Here is an 18,336-nt window from a genome sequence, read left to right on the forward strand (position 1 = left end):
ACGCATAATCACCGGGTAATCGCGGGATTATTCAGACAATACAATCGATATCGACGATTGATTCAAATCAAATCACGCGCGTGTAAAGCGGTAATGATGCGTAACAATTTAGAATCGCCAGATCCGCATGCATGTTTTGCATGCGCACGCGAATCTCCGGAATTCGCGAGATAATGCGCCCCGATTCAAAATAAACAGCGTACGGAATCGCCAACGACGCGAAAATCCGCCGCCCGCCACCCATCGAGGATGAAGTCACTCACGCTGTCCGCCGCGCTGCGTCGCCATACCGCGTCGATCGTGGCACGCATTCTGTCGCCCCGCGGCGTGCTCGTGGCGGGGATCGTGCTGCTGATGTTCAGCTGGGGGCTTTCCACGTCGCTTTTAATCGAGGCGCGGCGCGATGCATACGACCATGCGGTCGAAAATGCACGCAACCTGATGCTGCTGATCGAGCGCGATATTGCGCGCAATATCGAGCTCTACGATTTGTCGCTGCAGAACGTCGTCGACGGCGTTACCGATCCTGAACTGGCGGCCCTGCCCCCGCACCAGCGCCACCGGCTGCTGTTCGACCGCGCGGCGACCGGCGAGTATCTCGGATCGATCTTCGTGATGGACGCGCACGGCAATATCGTGATCGATTCGAGCGCATCGCCCGCCCGGCAAGGCAATTTCGGCGACCGCGACTATTTCGCCGTGCATCGCGACCAGCTCGCCCAGGGCCTCTACATCAGCCGGCCGTATGCGTCCCGGCTGCGCGGCGGCGCCTTGACGATCGCCCTCAGCCGCCGGATCAACCGGCCCGACGGCGCGTTCGCCGGCATCGTCGTCGGCACGCTCAGCATCGACTACTTCCGCGCGCTGCTCGACGGCCTGGCGGTCGGCAAGCACGGCAGCGCGGCGATCGTCGAGGACAACGGCACGCTCGTGTCGCGCCTGCCGTACGACCCGCACGTGGTCGGCCTCGACCTGCACAGCTCGCCGCTGTTCATCGAATCGCAGCGCGCCCGCGACGGCGCGCTGGCCGGGGTCGGCACGATCGACGGCGTCCGGCGCATCTATGTTTACAAGCATCTCGCCGCGCTGCCGCTGATCGTCGACGTCGCGCCCGCCGAGGTCGACATCTACGCGTCGTGGCACCACCGCGCGGTCTGGACCGTCGTGCTGATGTGCCTGTTCACCGGGTTCATCGCGTGGGGGTCGCTGGCGCTGTCGCGCGAACTGAAGCGCCGCCAGGTCGCCGAATCGAAGCTGTACCGGCTCGCGCACACCGATGCGCTGACGGGCCTCGACAACCGCGGCACGTTCGACACGGTGCTCGCGAAGGAGGCCCAGCGTGCGTCGCGCAGCGGCCGCCCGCTGTCGGTGCTGTTCGTCGACGTCGATCACTTCAAGGCATTCAACGACTATTACGGCCATCCGGCCGGCGACGACGTGCTCCGGCGCGTCGCGCAAACCGCGTCGCGCTGCCTGCACCGCGACAGCGATCACGTCGCGCGCTACGGCGGCGAGGAATTCGTCGTCACGCTGCCCGACACCGATGCGCAAGGCGCGTTGACCGTCGCCGAGGGCATCCGGCGCGCGATCGCGGCGCTCGACATCGAGCACGTGAAAAGCCCGTACGGGCGCGTCACGGCGAGCATCGGCGCGGCGACCGCCGCCGACGGCCGCGTGAACGCCGCGACGCTGCTGCAGCGGGCCGACGAGGCGCTGTACCGCGCGAAGTCCGGCGGCCGCAACCGCGTGCTGGAGGCGCAGCCGAGCGCCGCCGGCGCATGACGTCGCCGTGACGTGGCGTGAAGTCGCGCGGCGGCCGGCCGGGCCGGATGACCGTGCCGTGGACAGCCCTCCCGCGTTCGGTTAGCGTGACACCTGCTGCGCATGCGGCGCGGCGCCGGCCCGCGCAGGCCGCCGTGCGCGTTCCGGCCACTCCAACTCCGCCATGACCACCCCGCTCCCTACCCGGCTGCCGCCGTTCCTGCGCCACGCGCTCCGCCCGCTGCTCGAGCCGTACCGCCGCTACCGGCACGCGAAGCTGATCCATGCGGCGCGCGTCTCGCTCGCGATTCTCGTGTCGATCGCGCTGTCCACCGGCCTGAACGTGCCGCACGGCGAGTGGTCGACGATCACCGTGCTGATCGTCGTCGGCGGGCTGCAGCACCACGGCAACATCCGCAAGAAGGCGGCCGAGCGCGCGCTCGGCACGTCGATCGGCGCGCTTGCGGGGCTCGGGCTGATCCTCCTCTACTCGTTCCTGCACGCGCCGTTCGCGATCTACCTGCTGATGGCCATTGGGTGCGGTATCTGCGCGTATCACGCGATCGGCAAGGCCGGCTACATCGCGCTGCTGTCGGCGATCACGATGGTGATCGTCGCCGGGCACGGCGACAACGAGATCGTCGACGGCCTGTGGCGCGCGGTGAACGTGCTGGTCGGCATCGCGATCGCGCTGGCGTTCTCGTTCGCGCTGCCGCTCTACGCGACCTATTCGTGGCGCTACAAGCTCGCCGATGCGCTGCGCGCGTGCGCAGCCGTGCATGCGCGGCTCGCGGGCGATCGCCAGGTCAGCGACGATGCGCACCTGAAGGAAATGGCCGCGCTGAGCGCGCTGCTCGTGCAGCTTCGCTCGCTGATGCCGTCGGTGTCGAAGGAATGCGAGACGTCGATGATGCAGCTCGAGGCGATCCAGCGCAGCCTGCGCCTGTGCATCGGTTATCTGGAGATCCTGTCGAGCGCGCTGCCGGCCCGCGACGATCTGGCCGCCCGCGAATACATGCGGCTCGACATGAAGGCGGTGAACCGGCGCATCCGCGACACGCTGGTCGGCGCGAGCCGCGCGCTCAAGTTCGGCACGCCGAGCCGGCTCGCCCCGCGCCGCCGGCCGGTCGACCCGCCGCACGACGCGCCGCCGCCGCAGTTGTCCGGCTACGTGTCGATCACGGCCAAGCTGGCCGGGGAAGTCGACCAGTTGCGCGAGAAGCTGCTCGATACCGCGCAGTCGTGGAATATCTGACGCGGGCGGGAATGCGGGCTTCGCAGCTCGCCTTTCATATGCCTTTCGACATCGCGCATCGGCATCCTGACGGCGGCAGCCCCGCCGTTCGGCCGATCCGGCCCCGGAAACACGGCCCGGGGCCGGGCGCATCGGCACCTGTTTTCACTGCGATCCAGTGCCGGCCGGCGGGGTGTTCTCCACCCGGCTCACCGCCCGCCAGGCCCGCCGCGACAGGCCCGACGACGATTCCGCGCGAAAATCAGCCCTTGCCCCAACTTCCCGGACAGCCGATACTCGCATATTCCGCGAAATACGATCCCACCGGCTTCAATCCACGGTAATTCCTATGAGCACGATTCTCGAAAGCCTCCCGACCGGCCAGAAGGTCGGTATCGCCTTCTCCGGCGGCCTGGACACCAGCGCTGCATTGCACTGGATGAAACTCAAGGGCGCCGTCCCGTACGCATACACGGCGAACCTCGGCCAGCCCGACGAAGACGATTACGACGCGATCCCGAAACGCGCGATCGAATACGGCGCAGCCGGCGCCCGCCTGATCGACTGCCGCGCGCAGCTCGTCGCCGAAGGCATCGCGGCGCTGCAAAGCGGCGCGTTCCACATCACGACGGCCGGCGTCACGTACTTCAACACCACGCCGATCGGCCGCGCCGTGACGGGCACGATGCTCGTCGCCGCGATGAAGGAAGACGGCGTCAACATCTGGGGCGACGGCAGCACGTACAAGGGCAACGACATCGAGCGCTTCTACCGCTACGGCCTGCTCGTGAACCCGGATCTGAAGATCTACAAGCCGTGGCTCGACCAGACGTTCATCGACGAGCTCGGCGGCCGTGCCGAAATGTCCGAATTCATGAACCAGGCCGGTTTCGCGTACAAGATGTCGGCCGAGAAGGCCTACTCGACCGATTCGAACCTGCTCGGCGCGACGCACGAAGCGAAGGATCTCGAAAGCCTCGAAAGCGGCATCAAGATCGTGAACCCGATCATGGGCGTCGCGTTCTGGCGCGACGACGTGAAGATCGCCGCCGAAGAAGTGACGGTGCGCTTCGAAGCCGGCCAGCCGGTCGCGCTGAACGGCGTCGAGTTCACCGACCCGGTCGAGCTGCTGCTGGAAGCGAACCGCATCGGCGGCCGCCACGGCCTCGGCATGAGCGACCAGATCGAGAACCGCATCATCGAGGCGAAGAGCCGCGGCATCTATGAAGCCCCGGGCCTCGCGCTGCTGTACATCGCGTACGAGCGCCTCGTCACCGGCATCCACAACGAAGACACGATCGAGCAGTACCGCGAGAACGGCCGCCGCCTCGGCCGCCTGCTGTACCAGGGCCGCTGGTTCGACCCGCAGGCGATCATGCTGCGTGAAACCGCGCAGCGCTGGGTTGCACGCGCGATCACCGGCGAAGTGAAGATCGAACTGCGCCGCGGCAACGACTACTCGATCCTGAGCACGAAGTCGCCGAACCTCACGTACCAGCCGGAACGCCTGTCGATGGAGAAGGTGGCATCGACGTTCTCGCCGCGCGACCGGATCGGCCAGTTGACGATGCGCAACCTCGACATCACCGATACGCGCGACAAGCTGCGCGTGTACTCGCAAGTCGGGCTGCTGACGCCGGGTGAGGCGTCGGCGCTGCCGCAGATCAAGGGCGACGACAAGTAAGTCGCTTCGCTCGACGCCGTGCCGCATCGCTGGATGCGGTACGGTTGGGCAGGCTGGGTGGGCGCATCCTCTTCGCGCACTCGGCCTGCCACTCCCTCCGCCTCCCCCTGCCTGTCTGCTTTCCCCTCCGCAATCGCATCGCCCCGCGTGACGTACCAACGGCACCGCATCGCCGCGCCAGTCATGGCAAGCTGCAAGTCTTCCGATTCCAGCGCCGACTCATGACCGCCCTTACCGTCATCCACCTGAACGGCCCGATCAACAGCGGCAAGACGACGATCGGTCTTGCGCTCGCTCGCGCGCTGCCCGACGCGCGTTTCATCGACGGCGACGATCACGATGCCCCCGAAGACGCGCCGTTCGACGTGCAGTGGGCGATCGCGCTCGAACGTCTCGTCACGCAGATCACGCACGCGCGTGAGCGTCATCTGGTCATCGCCTATCCGATCGGCGAAACCGAATTCGAGCGGCTGCGCGCCGCCTGCGACGCACGCGATGCGCGGCTGTTCATCGTGACGCTCGCGCCGCCCGAAGCGATCGCGTCGTCGAATCGCGGCTCGCGTGCGCTGACGGACTGGGAGCGCAACCGGATTGCCGAGATGTATCGCGAAGGGTATGCGTCGCGGCCGTTCAGCCAGATGGTGCTCGATACGTCCGATGCGACGCCCGATGCTTGTGCGGCGCGTATCGCGCAACACGTCGCGGCGACGGAGTCGTAACCGGCACACCTGCCCGCACCCTTCACGCCGGCGCGCGGAGACCTCGCGGCAGCCAGCGAAATGCAACTTCTCCGGCCTGAACAGGAAAACGTTTACTCTTCCGGCGCTTCTTGCTAGCATCGTCCTCGATCGGCTGGAGCGCACTCACGGAAAGCCGATTGCAAGCGTTGAGAATCCCGCAATTCCCGGCATCACCGTTCCAGTCTTCGAGCCTTACCTGCTTTCTGTATTTTGGAGTGCTTTCTACGGCCAACCGATCTCGCTTCGACGATCGCGCGCCTTAAAAGGAAAACGTTATCCACAACGTGGTGCCCAGCCACGGACCATCAGAGAGAGACACCATGAAGAACAGGATCATCCCGTGCGTCGTCGCCGTTCTGTCCATTGCGTGCCTGTCCGCATGCGGCGGCGACGATCCTGCCGGGCCGGCCGCCGCCGCACGCCAGCAGGCCACCGCGATGGCGCTCAGCCCGTCGAACCCGCCCGGCTCGAACTTCAACCTCGCGCCGTTCACGCTGCAGTTGCCGACCGGCTCGTCCGGCAAGGTCGACACGGTGAGCGGCTCGTCGCTCGCGGGCGGCTACGTGAACCCGACGTATTTCTACACGGACGGCAGCGACGGATCGATGGTGATGATGGACCCGACGCAGGGCTGGACGACGTCCGGCTCGCTGCATCCGCGCACCGAACTGCGCGAGAACGCGATCTGGCCGACGTCCGGCACCAACCGGCTGAATGCGACGGTGGCCGTCACGCAGGTGCCCGACCACACGACGATCGGCCAGATCTTCCAGGGCACCGGCCCGAGCAAGCCGCTGTGCGAGCTGCAGTTCACGTCGGGCGGCGTCGTGCAGCTGCTGCTCGAAAGCACCAACCAGGGCGGCAAGTCGACCACCACGCCGATCACCACGGTCGGCGTCGGCAAGCAGTTCAGCTACGCGCTGAGCCTGAGCGGCACGACGATCACCGTCACCGCGAACGGCACGACCAAGACCTTCACGATGGATTCGAGCTTCGACGGCGAGAGCTTCTACTTCAAGGCGGGCGACTACGACCAGACAGCCGTGTCCGGCACGCCGCTGACGACGCCCGGCACCGTCGTGAAATTCTATGCGCTGACGCTCACGCACAGCTGATCGCGCGTCTCGATGCATGAAGCCGGACGGGCGCACGTCATATGCAACCGTCCGGCGTTTCGATGCAAGCGTCGAGCCTACGAGTGATGCCGCACCCCCGGCACGACGGCTTCCTTCGCACCCTTGCGGCTCAACATCAGCGTGACGACCGCCGACACCGCGAGCGTGCCCGCCACCACGTAGAGCCCCGCCGCATACCCGCCCGTCGCGTGCTTCAGCCAGCCGATCGCGAACGGCCCGACGAACCCGCCGAGATTGCCGATCGAGTTGATCATCGCGATGCCCGCCGCCGCGCCGGCGCCGGACAGGAACGCGCTCGGCATCGCCCACAACGGCGCCTTCGCGGCGCTGATCCCGATGTTGACGACCACCAGCGCGAGCACGGTCAGCAGCGCCGTGCTCGCCTGCCCCGCGAACACGAAGCCGATGCATGCGAGCACGCACGGAATCACGACGTGCCACGTGCGCTCGCCGGTACGATCCGAGTGCCGCGCCCACACGATCATCGCGACGACGGCGGCGATGCTCGGGATCCCGGTGAGCAGGCCCGTCTGCAGCGCGGTGAAGCCGAACTGCTTGACCATCAGCGGCGCCCACAGGCCGAGCGTGTACAGCCCCGCCGACGTGCCGAAGTAGATCAGCGCGAGCGCCAGCACGCGTGGGTCGCGCAGCGCCTGCCACGCGCCGGCCGTATGCCCGGCATGCGTGTGGCGCGCATCGGCTTCGACCTTCAGCTTCGCGACCAGCCAGTCGCGCTCGTCCGCGCGCAGCCACGCGGCCTTCGACGGCGAGTCGGTCAGGCACCTGAGCACGACGAAGCCGAGCGCGACCGCCGGCAGCGCTTCGACGATGTACAGCATCTGCCAGTCGGCGAGCCCGAACATCGGCGGCATCTGCATGATCGCGCCCGACAGCGGCGATCCGATCGCGGTCGAGATCGGCGCGGCCGCCATGAACCACGCGGCGGCCACCGCGCGCTGCTTCGCGGGAAACCACAGGCTCAGGTACAGGATGATGCCGGGGAAGAACCCGGCTTCGGCCATGCCGAGCAGGAAGCGCAGCACGTAGAAGCTCGTCGGCCCGGCCGCGAACGCGGACACGGCCGACACGATCCCCCACGTGATCATCACGCGCGCGATCCAGATGCGCGCGCCGACGCGATGAAGAATCAGGTTGGACGGCACCTCGAACAGGAAGTAGCCGATGAAGAACAGGCCGCCGCCGAACCCGAACGCGGTCGGCGACAGGCCGATCGCCTTGTTCATCGTCATCGCGGCGAAGCCGACGTTGACGCGATCGAGAAAGCTGACGAAGTAAAGCAGCATCACGAACGGAATGATGCGCCACATCAGTTTCCGCGCGACGCGGGTTTCCAGATCCGCTTGCATGTGTCTCCTCCTTCGAGGTCGAGCCGCCGAGTCGTGCTCGGTGATTGAATGCTCGCCGGCGCTGCGACGAAGCGCGCGGGCCGGCGCGCCCGGCTCGCGTCGGGCGCGCGAGTCGCGGGGCAGGAAAATCCGGGGACGATGAACGGGCGACGCCCGGTAACCGGTTGCGCTCGCGCGCCGCCGCTGGCCGCTATGTCGCGGCCCGCCCACCCATCGCCGCGCTTGTCGTCAGGCGGCGACCGCCGCGTTCGCAACGCGCTCGCACACAGCCGCCGTCACCTGCGCGGTCGTCGCGTTGCCGCCGAGGTCGCGCGTATGCAGCGACGGGTCGGCCGTCACGGCCTCGATCGCCTGCATCACCCGCGCGGCGGCGGCCGTTTCGCCGAGGTGCTCGAGCAGCATCACGACCGACCAGAACGTGCCGACCGGATTCGCGAGCCCCTTGCCCATGATGTCGAACGCGGAGCCGTGGATCGGCTCGAACATCGACGGATAGCGGCGCTCGGGATCGATGTTGCCGGTCGGCGCGATGCCGAGGCTGCCCGCGAGCGCGGCGGCGAGATCGCTGAGGATGTCCGCATGCAGGTTGGTCGCGACGATCGTGTCGAGCGACGCCGGCCGGTTGACCATGCGCGCGGTCGCCGCATCGACGAGCTCCTTGTCCCACGTGACGTCGGGGAATTCCTGCGCGATCTGCTTCGCGATCTCGTCCCACATCACCATCGCGTGCCGCTGCGCGTTGCTCTTCGTGATCACGGTCAGCAGCTTGCGCGGGCGCGACTGCGCGAGCCGGAACGCGAAGCGCATGATGCGTTCGACGCCGGCACGCGTGAGGATCGACACGTCAGTCGCGGCCTCGATCGGATGGCCCTGGTGCACGCGGCCGCCGACGCCCGCATATTCGCCTTCCGAGTTCTCGCGGACGATCACCCAGTTTAGGTCGTCGGGCCCGCAGCGCTTCAGCGGCGCGTCGATGCCGGGCAGGATGCGCGTCGGGCGCACGTTCGCGTACTGGTCGAAGCCCTGGCAGATCTTCAGGCGCAACCCCCACAGCGTCACGTGATCGGGCACGTCCGGGTCCCCCGCCGAGCCGAACAGGATCGCGTCCTTGCCGCGCAGTGCATCGAGGCCGTCGGCCGGCATCATCGCGCCGTGCCGGCGGTAGTAATCGGCGCCCCAGTCGAAATCCTCGAACTCGAACGCAAAGCGGTCGCTGCCGCGGGCCAGCGCTTCCAGCACCTGCTTGCCCGCAGGCACCACTTCCTTGCCGATCCCGTCGCCGGGAATCGTTGCGATACGGTAGGTCTTCATGCGCACATCCTCGATTGATCGTCAGCGTGAAGGCACTTTACCGAACCAGAAGTGCGGGAACCGGTGCTAGACTCAAAGCGTCTTTAACTTTAATTCACGAATCCCGTCATGGCGGATACCGTTCAGCCGGCCGATCTCGGCTTCTTCTCGACGCTGGCCGCGTCGGGCAGCCTGAGCGCGGCCGCGCGCGAACTCGGGCTGACCGCGGCGGCCGTCAGCAAGCGGCTCACGCAGATGGAGCGGCGCGCGGGCGTGACGCTCGTGAACCGCACGACGCGGCGGATGATGCTGACGCCCGAGGGCGACGTGTATCTCGATTACGCGCGCCGGATCCTCGACCAGATGGACGAACTCGGCGAACTGCTCGGCAGCGCGAAACAGCGCCCGAAGGGCGCTGCTGCGCGTGAACGCGACGCTCGGCTTCGGACGCAACCAGGTCGGCCCCGCGATCTCGCGCTTCGTCGCGCGCTATCCGGAGGTGTCGGTGCAACTGCAGTTGTCGGTCATGCCGCCGCCGCTCACCGACGACGCATTCGACGTGTGTATCCGCTTCGGCGAGCCGCCCGATACGCGGGTCGTCGCGCGGCGGCTCGCGCCGAACCGCCGGCTGCTGTGTGCGGCGCCGGCGTATCTCGCGCGGCACGGCACACCGGCGACGCCGCACGACCTGACGCGGCACAACTGCATCGGCATCCGGCAGGGGGACGAAGGTTACGGAATCTGGCGCTTGACGAGCGGGCGCGGCACGGCGCGCCAAACGGAAGCCGTGCGGATCAACGGCAACCTGACGACGAACGACGGCGAGATCGCCGTGAAATGGGCGCTCGACGGCCACGGGATCCTGATGCGTGCGGAATGGGATCTGCGCGACTATCTCGCCGACGGCCGCCTGGTGGTCGTACTGCCCGACTACGAGACGCCGAGCGCCGACATCTATGCGGTGTATGCGCAGCGTCACCAGATGTCCACGCGGATTCGGGCGTTCGTCGATTTTCTGGCGGACGAGCTGGGGCAGTGATCGGGACGCACGAAACGACGTCCGTCGATTCGGCAGAGACCAACGTGCGGCTCGGTCAAAAGCGCCACTATTTCAGCTACTTCGTCAAAAAATCGCCAGGATATCGACACTGTCATATGAGCCGGCCGCGCCCGGCCGCCGCCGGCCGCTTCGCCACGGCAACCCGGCGGGATCATCGATCCGCTTGCGCAATCTCGTCGGTCAAGCACGCGCACCCACGACAATTGCGAACCGTTGAGCGCGCCTGACTCGACACTTGCCGATCAAGCCGCGGCCATCCGGGCGTCCACCTGATCAACCCTGTCCGCGGCGCCCGCCGTCGGCCGCCACACCCGTGCGGTGATCATGCCCGCATGGCCGCTCACCGCCGCCTCGAAACGCTCGCCGATCCAGTCGACGAACGCGCGCACGCCGGGCGACACATGCGGCCGCTTCACATACACGGCCGACACCGCGATTGCGTCGGGCCGCCAGCGCGGCAGCACTTCCCGCAACCGCCCCGCGTCGATCAGCGGCTGCGCGGCGACGCGCGGCGGCTGGATCAGCCCGAGGCCGTGCATGCCGCACGCCAGATACGCCGGCTCGTCGTCCACGCTGACGATCCCGTCCATCCGCACCTTGCGCACCGCCCTATCGACGAGGAAATCGAGTTCGGCCGTGCGCTGCCCCGGCACGGACGACATGCCAACCGCGCGATGCGAGCCCAGATCGTCGAGTGTGCGCGGCACGCCGTGGCGGTCGAGATACGCAGGGCTCGCGCACGTCACGCGCTCGAGCATCCCGAGCCGCCGCGCGACGAGCGACGAATCGGGCAGGTCGCCGAGCCGGACACTGCAGTCGATCGCATCGCCGACGCGATCGGCCGCGCGGCCGGAGACACCCAACGTCAGCACCAGATCGGGATGCCGCGCATGAAACGCGCCGAGCGCCGGCAGCACGATCGCGTCCGCGACCGCCGCCGGCAGCTCGACGCGCAGCGGCCCGCTCGGACGCAGCGCGGCGCCGCGGATGCTGGCTTCGAGTTCGTCGACATCGGCCGTGATGCGCGCGCAGCGCCGGTAATACGCGTCGCCTTCCGGCGTCGCCCGCAGCGCGCGCGTCGTACGCACCAGCAACGGTATGCCGAGCGCCGTTTCGAGCTCCTGCACGGTCCGCGTCGCGGTGGCGCGCGAAATGCCGAGCGCCTGCGCCGCACGCGTAAAGCTGTTCATTTCGACGATGCGCGTGAAGATGCGCATCGCGCGGATCGGATTGTCCACCGGACACCCCTGCATGTTTGCCGCATGCCGCGGCGCGCTTGCGTGCCGTGCACGCGTATCGAAGAACGCCGCGCCGCCGGCGCGGCAGCGTGGCTTCAGCCGTTCGCCGCCACGGCGCCGCGCGCCGGTTCGTCGAGCAGTTGCTGCGCCAGCGCGAGCGCGTCGTCGCGAGTGGCTGCCGCGTTCAGCGGATAGCCCCATACCTTCTCGAACGCACCCGAGAATGCGTTGAGCGCCACACGCCGCGCTGCGTCGGGTTCGATCGCGATCATCGCGGGGATCCATTCGCGCGACAGCGCGCGGTTGGCCTTGCTCCACTTCGCGAGCTGCTTGCGCAGTTCGTGATCGTCTGCGCCGCGATCGTCGCCGGACGGCGCGTCGTCGGTCAGAAGAACGAACGGTTCGCGACGCGCCAGCAACGCGTCGAGTTCGGCAATCAGGCGGGCGGGATCGGTGTACGTCGAACCGGTGTAACGCAACCAGACAAACGGGAATTCAGTCGTGACGATTTGCATGTCGGCCTCCAGATGAGAACGATTCTCATTTTATGGATCGAGGCCTGCGGCGTCATTTATCGTGCCGGCCAACCGCTTGTTCAATCCGGCCAACCGCGCACGCGTGGCGGTGCGGTGCGGTGCGGCCTTCATCGTTCAGCGTTGCCGGTCGGTCAGGAATTGCGTCGGCGACTTGCCGGTCGCCTTGCGGAACATCGTCACGAAACTGCTCGCGCTCTCGTAGCCGAGATCGATCGCGATCTGGTGCACGCGGCGGCCGGTCGTCAGCATCCGCAGCGACAGCGCGACGTGCAGCCGCCGGCGCCAGTCGCCGAGGCTCATCCCGAGCTCCTTCGCCGCGAGCCGCGTCAGGCTGCGCTCGCTGATGCCCACGCGTCGCGCGAGTTCGGGCAGCGGCGACTTGTCGGCCGGATCGTCGAGCAGATGGTCGATCAGCTTGCGCAGCCGCCGGTCGGCCGGCATCGGCAGGTACAGATCCTCGACCGGCGCCGCGACGAGTTCGTCGAGCAGCGTCGCGATCAATCGCCCCTGCGGCCCGTCGACGTCGTACAGGTTCGGGAAACTCGCTGCCTTCAGCAGCAGCTCGCGCAGCAGCGGCGACACCGACAGCGTGCAGCAGCGCACCGGCAGGTCGAGCGCGGCGTCGGGTTCGACCAGCACCGCGTAGAACGTCGCGCCGGCCGAGCCGCGCGCCGAATGCGGGACGTCGCCGGGAATCCACACCATGCATTGCGGCGGCGCGCTCCACACGCCGCCGTCGACCTCGCAGTAGATGACGCCGCTCAGCGTATAGAGCAGTTGCGCCTGCGGATGGCTGTGCCGCTCCAGTCGCCATTCGGGCTCGACGACCGAACCGCCGAACACGACGAGCGGACGCGGTACGTGGAAGAATTCGTCATCCGCTGCGGGATCGGTGGTCGGTGGAAGCTCGCGCATGAAACGATGGACGATGGAGGAAGCCGGACGCGCTGCCCGCGCGTCCTTTCGTGCTTATACCAGAAAGGCGCCGGTGCGGCCGTGCGGTTGCCCGGGCCGCGTCTGCAGTCGGGCGGCGAAACGAATACAATGCCCCGATCCCCCGCCGCTGGGCCCACCTGCCGGAGCCGTCATGTTCGACCTGACCACGCTGACCACCTTCACGGCCGTCGTCCTGGGCCTGTTCCTGATTCCCGGCCCCGCCGTGCTGCTCGTGCTGAGCCGCACCGTACAGGGCGGCCGCAGGACCGGCATCCTGACCGGCCTCGGCGTCGCCAGCGGCGACTTCGTGCACACGCTGTTCGCGGCCGTCGGCCTGTCGGCGCTGCTGATGACGTCGGCGCTCGCGTTCAACGTCGTGAAGGTGGTCGGCGCCGCGTACCTGATCTATCTCGGCGTGCGCGCGCTGATCGAGAAGCCGTCCGATCCGTCGCTGCCGAGCGTGTCGCCGGTCACGCCGCTCAAGGCGTACCTGCAGGCGATTCCCGCCGAAGTGCTGAATCCGAAGACCGCGCTGTTCTTCCTCGCGTTCATGCCGCAGTTCGTGCATCCGGAACGCGGCTCGACGTTCGTGCAGTTCGCGGTGCTGGGGCTGATCTTCGTCGTGCTCAGCTCGCTCTACACGACGCTGATCGCATGCTCGATCCGCCCGCTCGGCCGCATCGTGAAGCGGCTCACGTGGCTCACCCGCTGGCAGGGCAAGATCATCGGCTCGATCTTCATTGCGCTGGGGCTGCGCGTGGCGGTGCAGCAGCGCTGACACGCGCGGCCGCATGACGTCTGCCGCCGCGCCCGCCGGCGAAACCCTCTACACCGACCCGCGCCTCGTCGCGCTCTACGACCTGTTCAACGCGGGCGACCAGGACTTCGCGTTCTACGCATCCGTGATCGGTGCCGCGCGGCAACGCCCGATTTCCCGACACAGGAGGCTTCACCCATGCCCTTTCCGCTTCATCCCGCATCGGTTCGCGCGCTGCTCGAATGCTATCTGCGTGCGAAGGACCTGAACCGGCCCGCACTGATCGCCGACTGCTTCGCGGCCGATGCCGAGCTGAGCTTTTCGCTCGCGAACGACGATATCGATTTTCCGCCGCGCGTGACGGGCGCGGCTGCGATTGCGCGCACGCTGGTCGAGGAATTCGGCGAGCGGTTCGAACGGTGCCGGACCTATTACGTCTGCGCGGCACCCGAAGTCGACTCACAGGGTGCCAGCAGGATGTCGTGGCTCGTCGTGATGCGCCAGAAGGACAACGGCGCGTTGCGGATCGGGCATGGCACGTACCGCTGGCAGTTCGCGGGCAACGGCGAAAGCGAAGGCGCCGCGCGGATTGCCGCGCTGCATATTCATATCGAACGGATGGATACGATCGACGATCCGGAGTCGGTGAAGCTCGATGCACTGCATGCGGCGTTCGGCTATCCGTGGCTACCGGCGCACGCATTCGCGCGCGGGCTGGCGGATGTGGCAGCTGCGCAGCCGGAATGGGCATTCCTGGCGCCGTTTCACGAGGCTGCGGCGGCGTAACCCTTCCCGATCAATGGTCGCGTACCGCGCACTCCGGCTGCACGCGGCGCCCGCGACACCGTACTCGTCATGCCCCGTCGAGCACCAGCCGCACCCCGTCCCAATCCAGCCCGAACCGCGCGAGATACTTGCGCAGCCGGTCTGCATCGTTCGGCTGCTTCTTGCTCTGCCGCGACACTGCGAACAGCGTGCGCCCCGCCTCCGACAAGCTTGCCGACACTCGGCAAACATCGAGCACGCGTTCGAGCTGCGCACGGTCGAACAGATCGAGTTCCGCCGCACGCGCACCGAACACCGCGTCGACACATGCATCGGACGCACCCGCGTCGCCCGGTGACGACCACGTACGCGTCAGCCGTTCGACTTCCTGCTCGGCGAGCGCTTCGGTAATCCGCCCCGCATCGGCCAGCGTCGCCATCCGCGTGACCGACGCGGACAGCTCGCGGAAGTTGCCGGCCCACGCCGCGCGTGGCGACGCGGCGAACGCGAGATAACGCCGCTTCGCCTCGACGTTGAACCGCACCTGCTCGCCCTGCTCGCGGCCGAAACGGTCGAGTTCGAATTCGAGGTTCGGCTCGATGTCCTCGCGCCGCTCGGCCAGCCCCGGCAGTTCGTAGGTCCACAGGTTGATCCGCGCGTAGAGATCTTCGCGGAACGTGCCGGCCGCCACCATCTGCCGCAGGTCGCGGTGCGTGCCCGCGATCAGCTCGAAATCGCTGGTCGCCTCGACGTCCGCACCGACCGGCAGGAAACGCTTCTCCTCGATCGCCTTCAGCAGCATCGCCTGCTCGTCGAGCCCGAGTTCGCCGATCTCGTCGAGAAACAGCAAGCCGCCGTCCGCCGCGCGCAGCAGCCCGGCCCGCGCCGACTGCGCGCCCGTGAACGCGCCCTTCACATGACCGAACAGCGTCGACATCGCCGCGTCGCCGCGCAGCGTCGCGCAATTGATCTCGATGAACGGCCCCGCGAGCCGATGACGGCCGCGCTTCAGTTCGTACACGCGCTTCGCGAGAAACGACTTGCCGGCACCCGTCGGCCCGACCAGCAGCATCGGCGCGCGCGAACGCACGGCCACGCGCTCCAGTTGCTCGATCAGCGCATTGAAGCGCGCGTTGCGCGTCGCAATGCCGGCCTTCAGGAACGACAGCGTTTCGTCGCGTTCGCGCGTGAAACGTTGGGCGATGCGGTTGTAGCGCGACAGGTCGAGATCGATCACCGACATCGTGCCGGGCCCGCTCGGTCCTTCGTCGGTCTTTTGCGGCGGCGCCGTCTGCGCGAGACGCGCGGGCAGGTAGCGCGCCTCCGCCAGCAGGAACCAGCAGATCTGCGCGACGTGCGTGCCCGTCGTGATGTGGATCAGGTAGTCCTCGCGGTCGAGATCGAACGGGTACGCGCGCGCGAAATCGTGCAGCGTGGCGTAGACCTCCTCGAAATCCCACGGATCGCGAATCTCCATCGGGATGAGCCGCACGTCGGTGTGCGGCGACACGCGTTCGAGATCCTGCTTCACGCGGCCCGCGAGACGCGCGTGGTTTGGCGCGTGCAACAGTTCGAGCCGGTCGATCGGCGTGTCGCGCTGCTCGCACAGCGAAATCGTCGGCCGCCAGCGGCGCCAGCGGCGCTGCGAGCCGCCGCCCTGGTCGAGCACGGTACCGAGAAAACCGATCGCAACAGTCTTTCGCATGTTTATCTCATCGGATAAGAAGCGATCCGATTGTATCGAATCTTCCGGATCGAGCCACCAGCGGATATTCAAGCCCGACCTGCCAAAAAAAACAATTTCCCCTTTTACTTCAACGGCTTGAGTTTTTTCCCGAGCATCGAGCCACCCGCTGGCACGCTCCTCGCTAAATAGAAAGCGCCGGATGTCCCGCTGGCCCACGAGCCAGGGTTCACCAAGCCCTGCTGGTGCGCCGCCGCCGAACCTGGTTCGTCGCGGCAGCGCATGTCGCCATGGACAGACGAAGGCAAACGGGCGCGCAAGGCGCTTCGCCCGGGTTCGAGTCCCGGGGCGCCCTCCGTTCGGAAGCTCATAGGTAGAGCAGCCGGCGCAAGCCGGTGTGTAGCGGGTTCGAATCCCGCTCGAACACTGTCCGCAAGGACAGTCTCTTGATGGAAGCAGTACCCGCCGGTGCGGGCCGCAAGGCCCGCCGCGCGTCGGACCGGTTGCGGTTCCGCGCGATCGGCCGGACGGCCGCACGGCCCGCGCGAACGCGCACGACGACGCCATGCAGGATGCGTCGCCGTGCACTTCGATGCCGGGCCGGCGCGCCGCCCGCCCGGTTGCGTCGCCCCGCGATCCGCACGATGCGTGTCACCCGGCGGTCAATGAAGAAAAGGACAAGAATATGTGGATGCGACATGTTGTGAAAAAGAACGAACGCGCGCTGCTGATGAACGAGGGCGATTTCGTGAAGGTGCTTGAACCGGGCGTGTTCAAGGCCTTCGATCCGTTCAAGCGCCTGTCGGTGCAGACCGCGCGTCTCGACGCGCCGCTCGCCGACGCGGCACTGGCCGATTACCTGCGTCACGACGCGCCGGACGTGCTCGCGCAGCACTTCGTCGCGATGGATCTCGCCGACGATGAAGCGGGCCTGCGCTACGAAGACGACGTGCTCGTCGAGATCCTGGCGCCGGGCACGCGCCGGCTGTACTGGCGCGGCCTGACCGCGCACCGCCTCGAGCGCGTCGATCTCGCGCAGGACAGCCGGCTGCCGGCCGCGCTCGTGAAGCGCATCGCGCAACCGGCGCTGCGTGCACGCGGCGTGGCGGGCCTGACGGGCGTGCTGCTGGCGCAGGTGCCGGCGTACCACGTCGGGGTGCTGAAGATCGACGGCAAGATCGAGCGGTTGCTGGACGCGGGCGTCGCGGCGTTCTGGCGCTTCAACCGCGACGTCGCGGTCGAACTCGTCGACCTGCGTTTGCAGGCGATCGAAGTCGGCGGACAGGAAATCCTGACGCGCGACAAGGTCGCGCTGCGGCTGAACCTGTCGGCGACGTGGTGCTATGCGGACGTGCTGCATGCGTTCGGCCAGCTGCAGAAGCCGGTCGAGCACCTGTATCGCGAGCTGCAGTTCGCGCTGCGATCGGCCGTCGGCACGCGCTCGCTCGACGAACTGCTGGAAGACAAGCAGTCGATCGACGACGTCGTGATCGCACAGGTGCGTGCCCGTCTCGAGCATTCGGGGGTGGACGTGCGCAGCGTCGGCGTGAAGGATATCGTGCTGCCGGGCGACATGAAGACGATCCTCGCGCAGGTGGTCGAGGCGGAGAAATCCGCGCAGGCAAACGTGATTCGCCGCCGCGAGGAAACGGCGGCCACGCGTTCGCTGTTGAACACCGCGAAGGTGATGGAAGAAAACCCCACCGCGCTGCGGCTCAAGGAGCTGGAAACGCTCGAGCGCGTCGCGGAACGGATCGACCGCATCTCGGTGTTCGGCGGTCTCGACCAGGTGCTGAACGGACTCGTCAGCATCAAGGGCGCGTCATGAATGACCGGGCACGGCGCACGCGCGCCGTGGCTCCTGAACGAAGCAGCAAGGTGATGAACATGAGTGAATTGGATTACCAGGTCATGGAACTGGCGAACGGCAAGCCGGTGAAGATGTGGACGCAAGGCGTGGCCGTCGAAGACGAAGCGCGCGCGCAACTGCGCAACACCGCGCAGATGCCGTTCATCTTCAGCCACGTCGCGGTGATGCCGGACGTCCACCTCGGCAAGGGCTCGACGATCGGCAGCGTGATCCCGACGAAGGGCGCGATCATTCCGGCCGCGGTCGGCGTCGACATCGGCTGCGGGATGATGGCCGCG

The 18,336-nt window shown here is 67.4% G+C and carries 16 protein-coding genes, 1 tRNA gene and 2 pseudogenes; 12 read left to right on the forward strand and 7 right to left on the reverse strand.

The annotated features are described in order from the left end of the window. Positions 1–67: 67 nt before the first annotated feature. Complete coding sequence (locus tag G3N96_RS06115; RefSeq protein ID WP_206136650.1) at positions 68–259, reverse strand: hypothetical protein; 192 nt, start codon at positions 257–259, stop codon at positions 68–70. Between G3N96_RS06115 and G3N96_RS06120 the strand changes: the two genes are divergently transcribed. From G3N96_RS06120 to G3N96_RS06140, 5 genes are all read left to right on the forward strand, one after another. Further along, on the forward strand, positions 250–1,782 hold the full coding sequence (locus G3N96_RS06120) for a sensor domain-containing diguanylate cyclase (RefSeq protein ID WP_206136651.1): 1,533 nt from the start codon (positions 250–252) through the stop codon (positions 1,780–1,782). The two genes, G3N96_RS06115 and G3N96_RS06120, sit on opposite strands and share 10 nt — an antisense overlap. A gap of 163 nt (positions 1,783–1,945) precedes the next feature. After that, positions 1,946–3,016 carry an FUSC family protein gene (locus G3N96_RS06125; RefSeq protein ID WP_206136652.1) on the forward strand — a complete coding sequence of 357 codons (1,071 nt, stop codon included), beginning with the start codon at positions 1,946–1,948 and terminating at the stop codon, positions 3,014–3,016. A 328-nt stretch (positions 3,017–3,344) separates the two neighbouring features. Continuing rightward, complete coding sequence (gene argG / locus G3N96_RS06130) at positions 3,345–4,679, forward strand: argininosuccinate synthase (RefSeq protein ID WP_021157353.1); 1,335 nt, start codon at positions 3,345–3,347, stop codon at positions 4,677–4,679. A gap of 221 nt (positions 4,680–4,900) precedes the next feature. Then, positions 4,901–5,398: a shikimate kinase gene (locus G3N96_RS06135; protein ID WP_206136653.1), complete on the forward strand. Its 498-nt coding sequence runs from the start codon at positions 4,901–4,903 to the stop codon at positions 5,396–5,398. Between the two features lie 341 nt (positions 5,399–5,739). Further along, positions 5,740–6,534, forward strand: coding sequence for a polysaccharide lyase family 7 protein (locus G3N96_RS06140; RefSeq protein ID WP_206136654.1), 795 nt, complete (start codon positions 5,740–5,742; stop codon positions 6,532–6,534). 77 nt (positions 6,535–6,611) lie between these two features. Here G3N96_RS06140 and G3N96_RS06145 read toward each other — a convergent pair whose 3' ends face one another. Both G3N96_RS06145 and G3N96_RS06150 read right to left on the reverse strand, forming a co-directional pair. After that, positions 6,612–7,922 (reverse strand): MFS transporter, encoded by a 1,311-nt coding sequence (locus G3N96_RS06145; RefSeq protein WP_206136655.1) that lies wholly within the window; start codon positions 7,920–7,922, stop codon positions 6,612–6,614. 228 nt (positions 7,923–8,150) lie between these two features. Then, a complete protein-coding gene (locus G3N96_RS06150; RefSeq protein ID WP_089474327.1) occupies positions 8,151–9,233 on the reverse strand; it encodes a tartrate dehydrogenase in 1,083 nt (360 codons plus the stop codon). Positions 9,234–9,341: 108 nt separating this feature from the next. Here G3N96_RS06150 and G3N96_RS06155 point away from each other — a divergent pair. Continuing rightward, a pseudogene (locus G3N96_RS06155) lies at positions 9,342–10,251 on the forward strand (LysR substrate-binding domain-containing protein). Positions 10,252–10,514: 263 nt separating this feature from the next. Here the strand turns inward: G3N96_RS06155 and G3N96_RS06160 are convergent. The 3 genes from G3N96_RS06160 to G3N96_RS06170 form a co-directional block, all read right to left on the reverse strand. Next, a complete protein-coding gene (locus G3N96_RS06160; protein ID WP_346778879.1) occupies positions 10,515–11,510 on the reverse strand; it encodes a LysR family transcriptional regulator in 996 nt (331 codons plus the stop codon). A gap of 95 nt (positions 11,511–11,605) precedes the next feature. After that, positions 11,606–12,025: an ATP--cob(I)alamin adenosyltransferase gene (locus G3N96_RS06165; RefSeq protein ID WP_206136656.1), complete on the reverse strand. Its 420-nt coding sequence runs from the start codon at positions 12,023–12,025 to the stop codon at positions 11,606–11,608. Between the two features lie 135 nt (positions 12,026–12,160). Further along, a complete protein-coding gene (locus G3N96_RS06170) occupies positions 12,161–12,961 on the reverse strand; it encodes a helix-turn-helix transcriptional regulator (RefSeq protein WP_124576179.1) in 801 nt (266 codons plus the stop codon). A 172-nt stretch (positions 12,962–13,133) separates the two neighbouring features. On the opposite strand from G3N96_RS06170, the gene G3N96_RS06175 reads away from it, so the two are divergent. The 3 genes and pseudogenes from G3N96_RS06175 to G3N96_RS06185 all read left to right on the forward strand — a co-directional run bounded on the left by G3N96_RS06175 (position 13,134) and on the right by G3N96_RS06185 (position 14,525). Further along, complete coding sequence (locus tag G3N96_RS06175; RefSeq protein WP_047851713.1) at positions 13,134–13,760, forward strand: LysE family translocator; 627 nt, start codon at positions 13,134–13,136, stop codon at positions 13,758–13,760. 13 nt (positions 13,761–13,773) lie between these two features. After that, a pseudogene (locus G3N96_RS06180) lies at positions 13,774–13,908 on the forward strand (class I SAM-dependent methyltransferase); the annotation flags it as partial. Positions 13,909–13,937: 29 nt separating this feature from the next. Then, positions 13,938–14,525 (forward strand): nuclear transport factor 2 family protein, encoded by a 588-nt coding sequence (locus G3N96_RS06185; RefSeq protein WP_206136657.1) that lies wholly within the window; start codon positions 13,938–13,940, stop codon positions 14,523–14,525. A 67-nt stretch (positions 14,526–14,592) separates the two neighbouring features. On the opposite strand, the gene rtcR is transcribed toward G3N96_RS06185, so the two are convergent. Beyond that, positions 14,593–16,209, reverse strand: coding sequence for an RNA repair transcriptional activator RtcR (gene rtcR / locus G3N96_RS06190; protein ID WP_206136658.1), 1,617 nt, complete (start codon positions 16,207–16,209; stop codon positions 14,593–14,595). 335 nt (positions 16,210–16,544) lie between these two features. On the opposite strand from rtcR, the gene G3N96_RS06195 reads away from it, so the two are divergent. The 3 genes from G3N96_RS06195 to G3N96_RS06205 form a co-directional block, all read left to right on the forward strand. Continuing rightward, positions 16,545–16,615 (forward strand) — tRNA-Cys (locus G3N96_RS06195). Between the two features lie 258 nt (positions 16,616–16,873). Further along, positions 16,874–18,016, forward strand: a complete 1,143-nt coding sequence (locus G3N96_RS06200; RefSeq protein ID WP_206136659.1) for a slipin family protein — start codon at positions 16,874–16,876, stop codon at positions 18,014–18,016. Positions 18,017–18,075: 59 nt separating this feature from the next. Continuing rightward, positions 18,076–18,336 (forward strand): RtcB family protein (locus tag G3N96_RS06205; RefSeq protein WP_277399430.1); only part of this gene is annotated, 261 nt, incomplete at its 3' end.

The sequence above is a fragment of the Burkholderia sp. Se-20373 genome, assembly GCF_017104705.1.
Lineage (GTDB): Bacteria > Pseudomonadota > Gammaproteobacteria > Burkholderiales > Burkholderiaceae > Burkholderia.

Coding starts and splice junctions, on each gene's coding strand:
- G3N96_RS06120 (WP_206136651.1), top strand. CDS start 250: ATGAAGTCACTCACGCTGTCCGCCGCGCTGCGTCGCCATACCGCGTCG.
- G3N96_RS06125 (WP_206136652.1), top strand. CDS start 1,946: ATGACCACCCCGCTCCCTACCCGGCTGCCGCCGTTCCTGCGCCACGCG.
- argG (WP_021157353.1), top strand. CDS start 3,345: ATGAGCACGATTCTCGAAAGCCTCCCGACCGGCCAGAAGGTCGGTATC.
- G3N96_RS06135 (WP_206136653.1), top strand. CDS start 4,901: ATGACCGCCCTTACCGTCATCCACCTGAACGGCCCGATCAACAGCGGC.
- G3N96_RS06140 (WP_206136654.1), top strand. CDS start 5,740: ATGAAGAACAGGATCATCCCGTGCGTCGTCGCCGTTCTGTCCATTGCG.
- G3N96_RS06145 (WP_206136655.1), bottom strand. CDS start 7,922: ATGCAAGCGGATCTGGAAACCCGCGTCGCGCGGAAACTGATGTGGCGC.
- G3N96_RS06150 (WP_089474327.1), bottom strand. CDS start 9,233: ATGAAGACCTACCGTATCGCAACGATTCCCGGCGACGGGATCGGCAAG.
- G3N96_RS06165 (WP_206136656.1), bottom strand. CDS start 12,025: ATGCAAATCGTCACGACTGAATTCCCGTTTGTCTGGTTGCGTTACACC.
- G3N96_RS06170 (WP_124576179.1), bottom strand. CDS start 12,961: ATGCGCGAGCTTCCACCGACCACCGATCCCGCAGCGGATGACGAATTC.
- G3N96_RS06175 (WP_047851713.1), top strand. CDS start 13,134: ATGTTCGACCTGACCACGCTGACCACCTTCACGGCCGTCGTCCTGGGC.
- G3N96_RS06185 (WP_206136657.1), top strand. CDS start 13,938: ATGCCCTTTCCGCTTCATCCCGCATCGGTTCGCGCGCTGCTCGAATGC.
- rtcR (WP_206136658.1), bottom strand. CDS start 16,209: ATGCGAAAGACTGTTGCGATCGGTTTTCTCGGTACCGTGCTCGACCAG.
- G3N96_RS06200 (WP_206136659.1), top strand. CDS start 16,874: ATGTGGATGCGACATGTTGTGAAAAAGAACGAACGCGCGCTGCTGATG.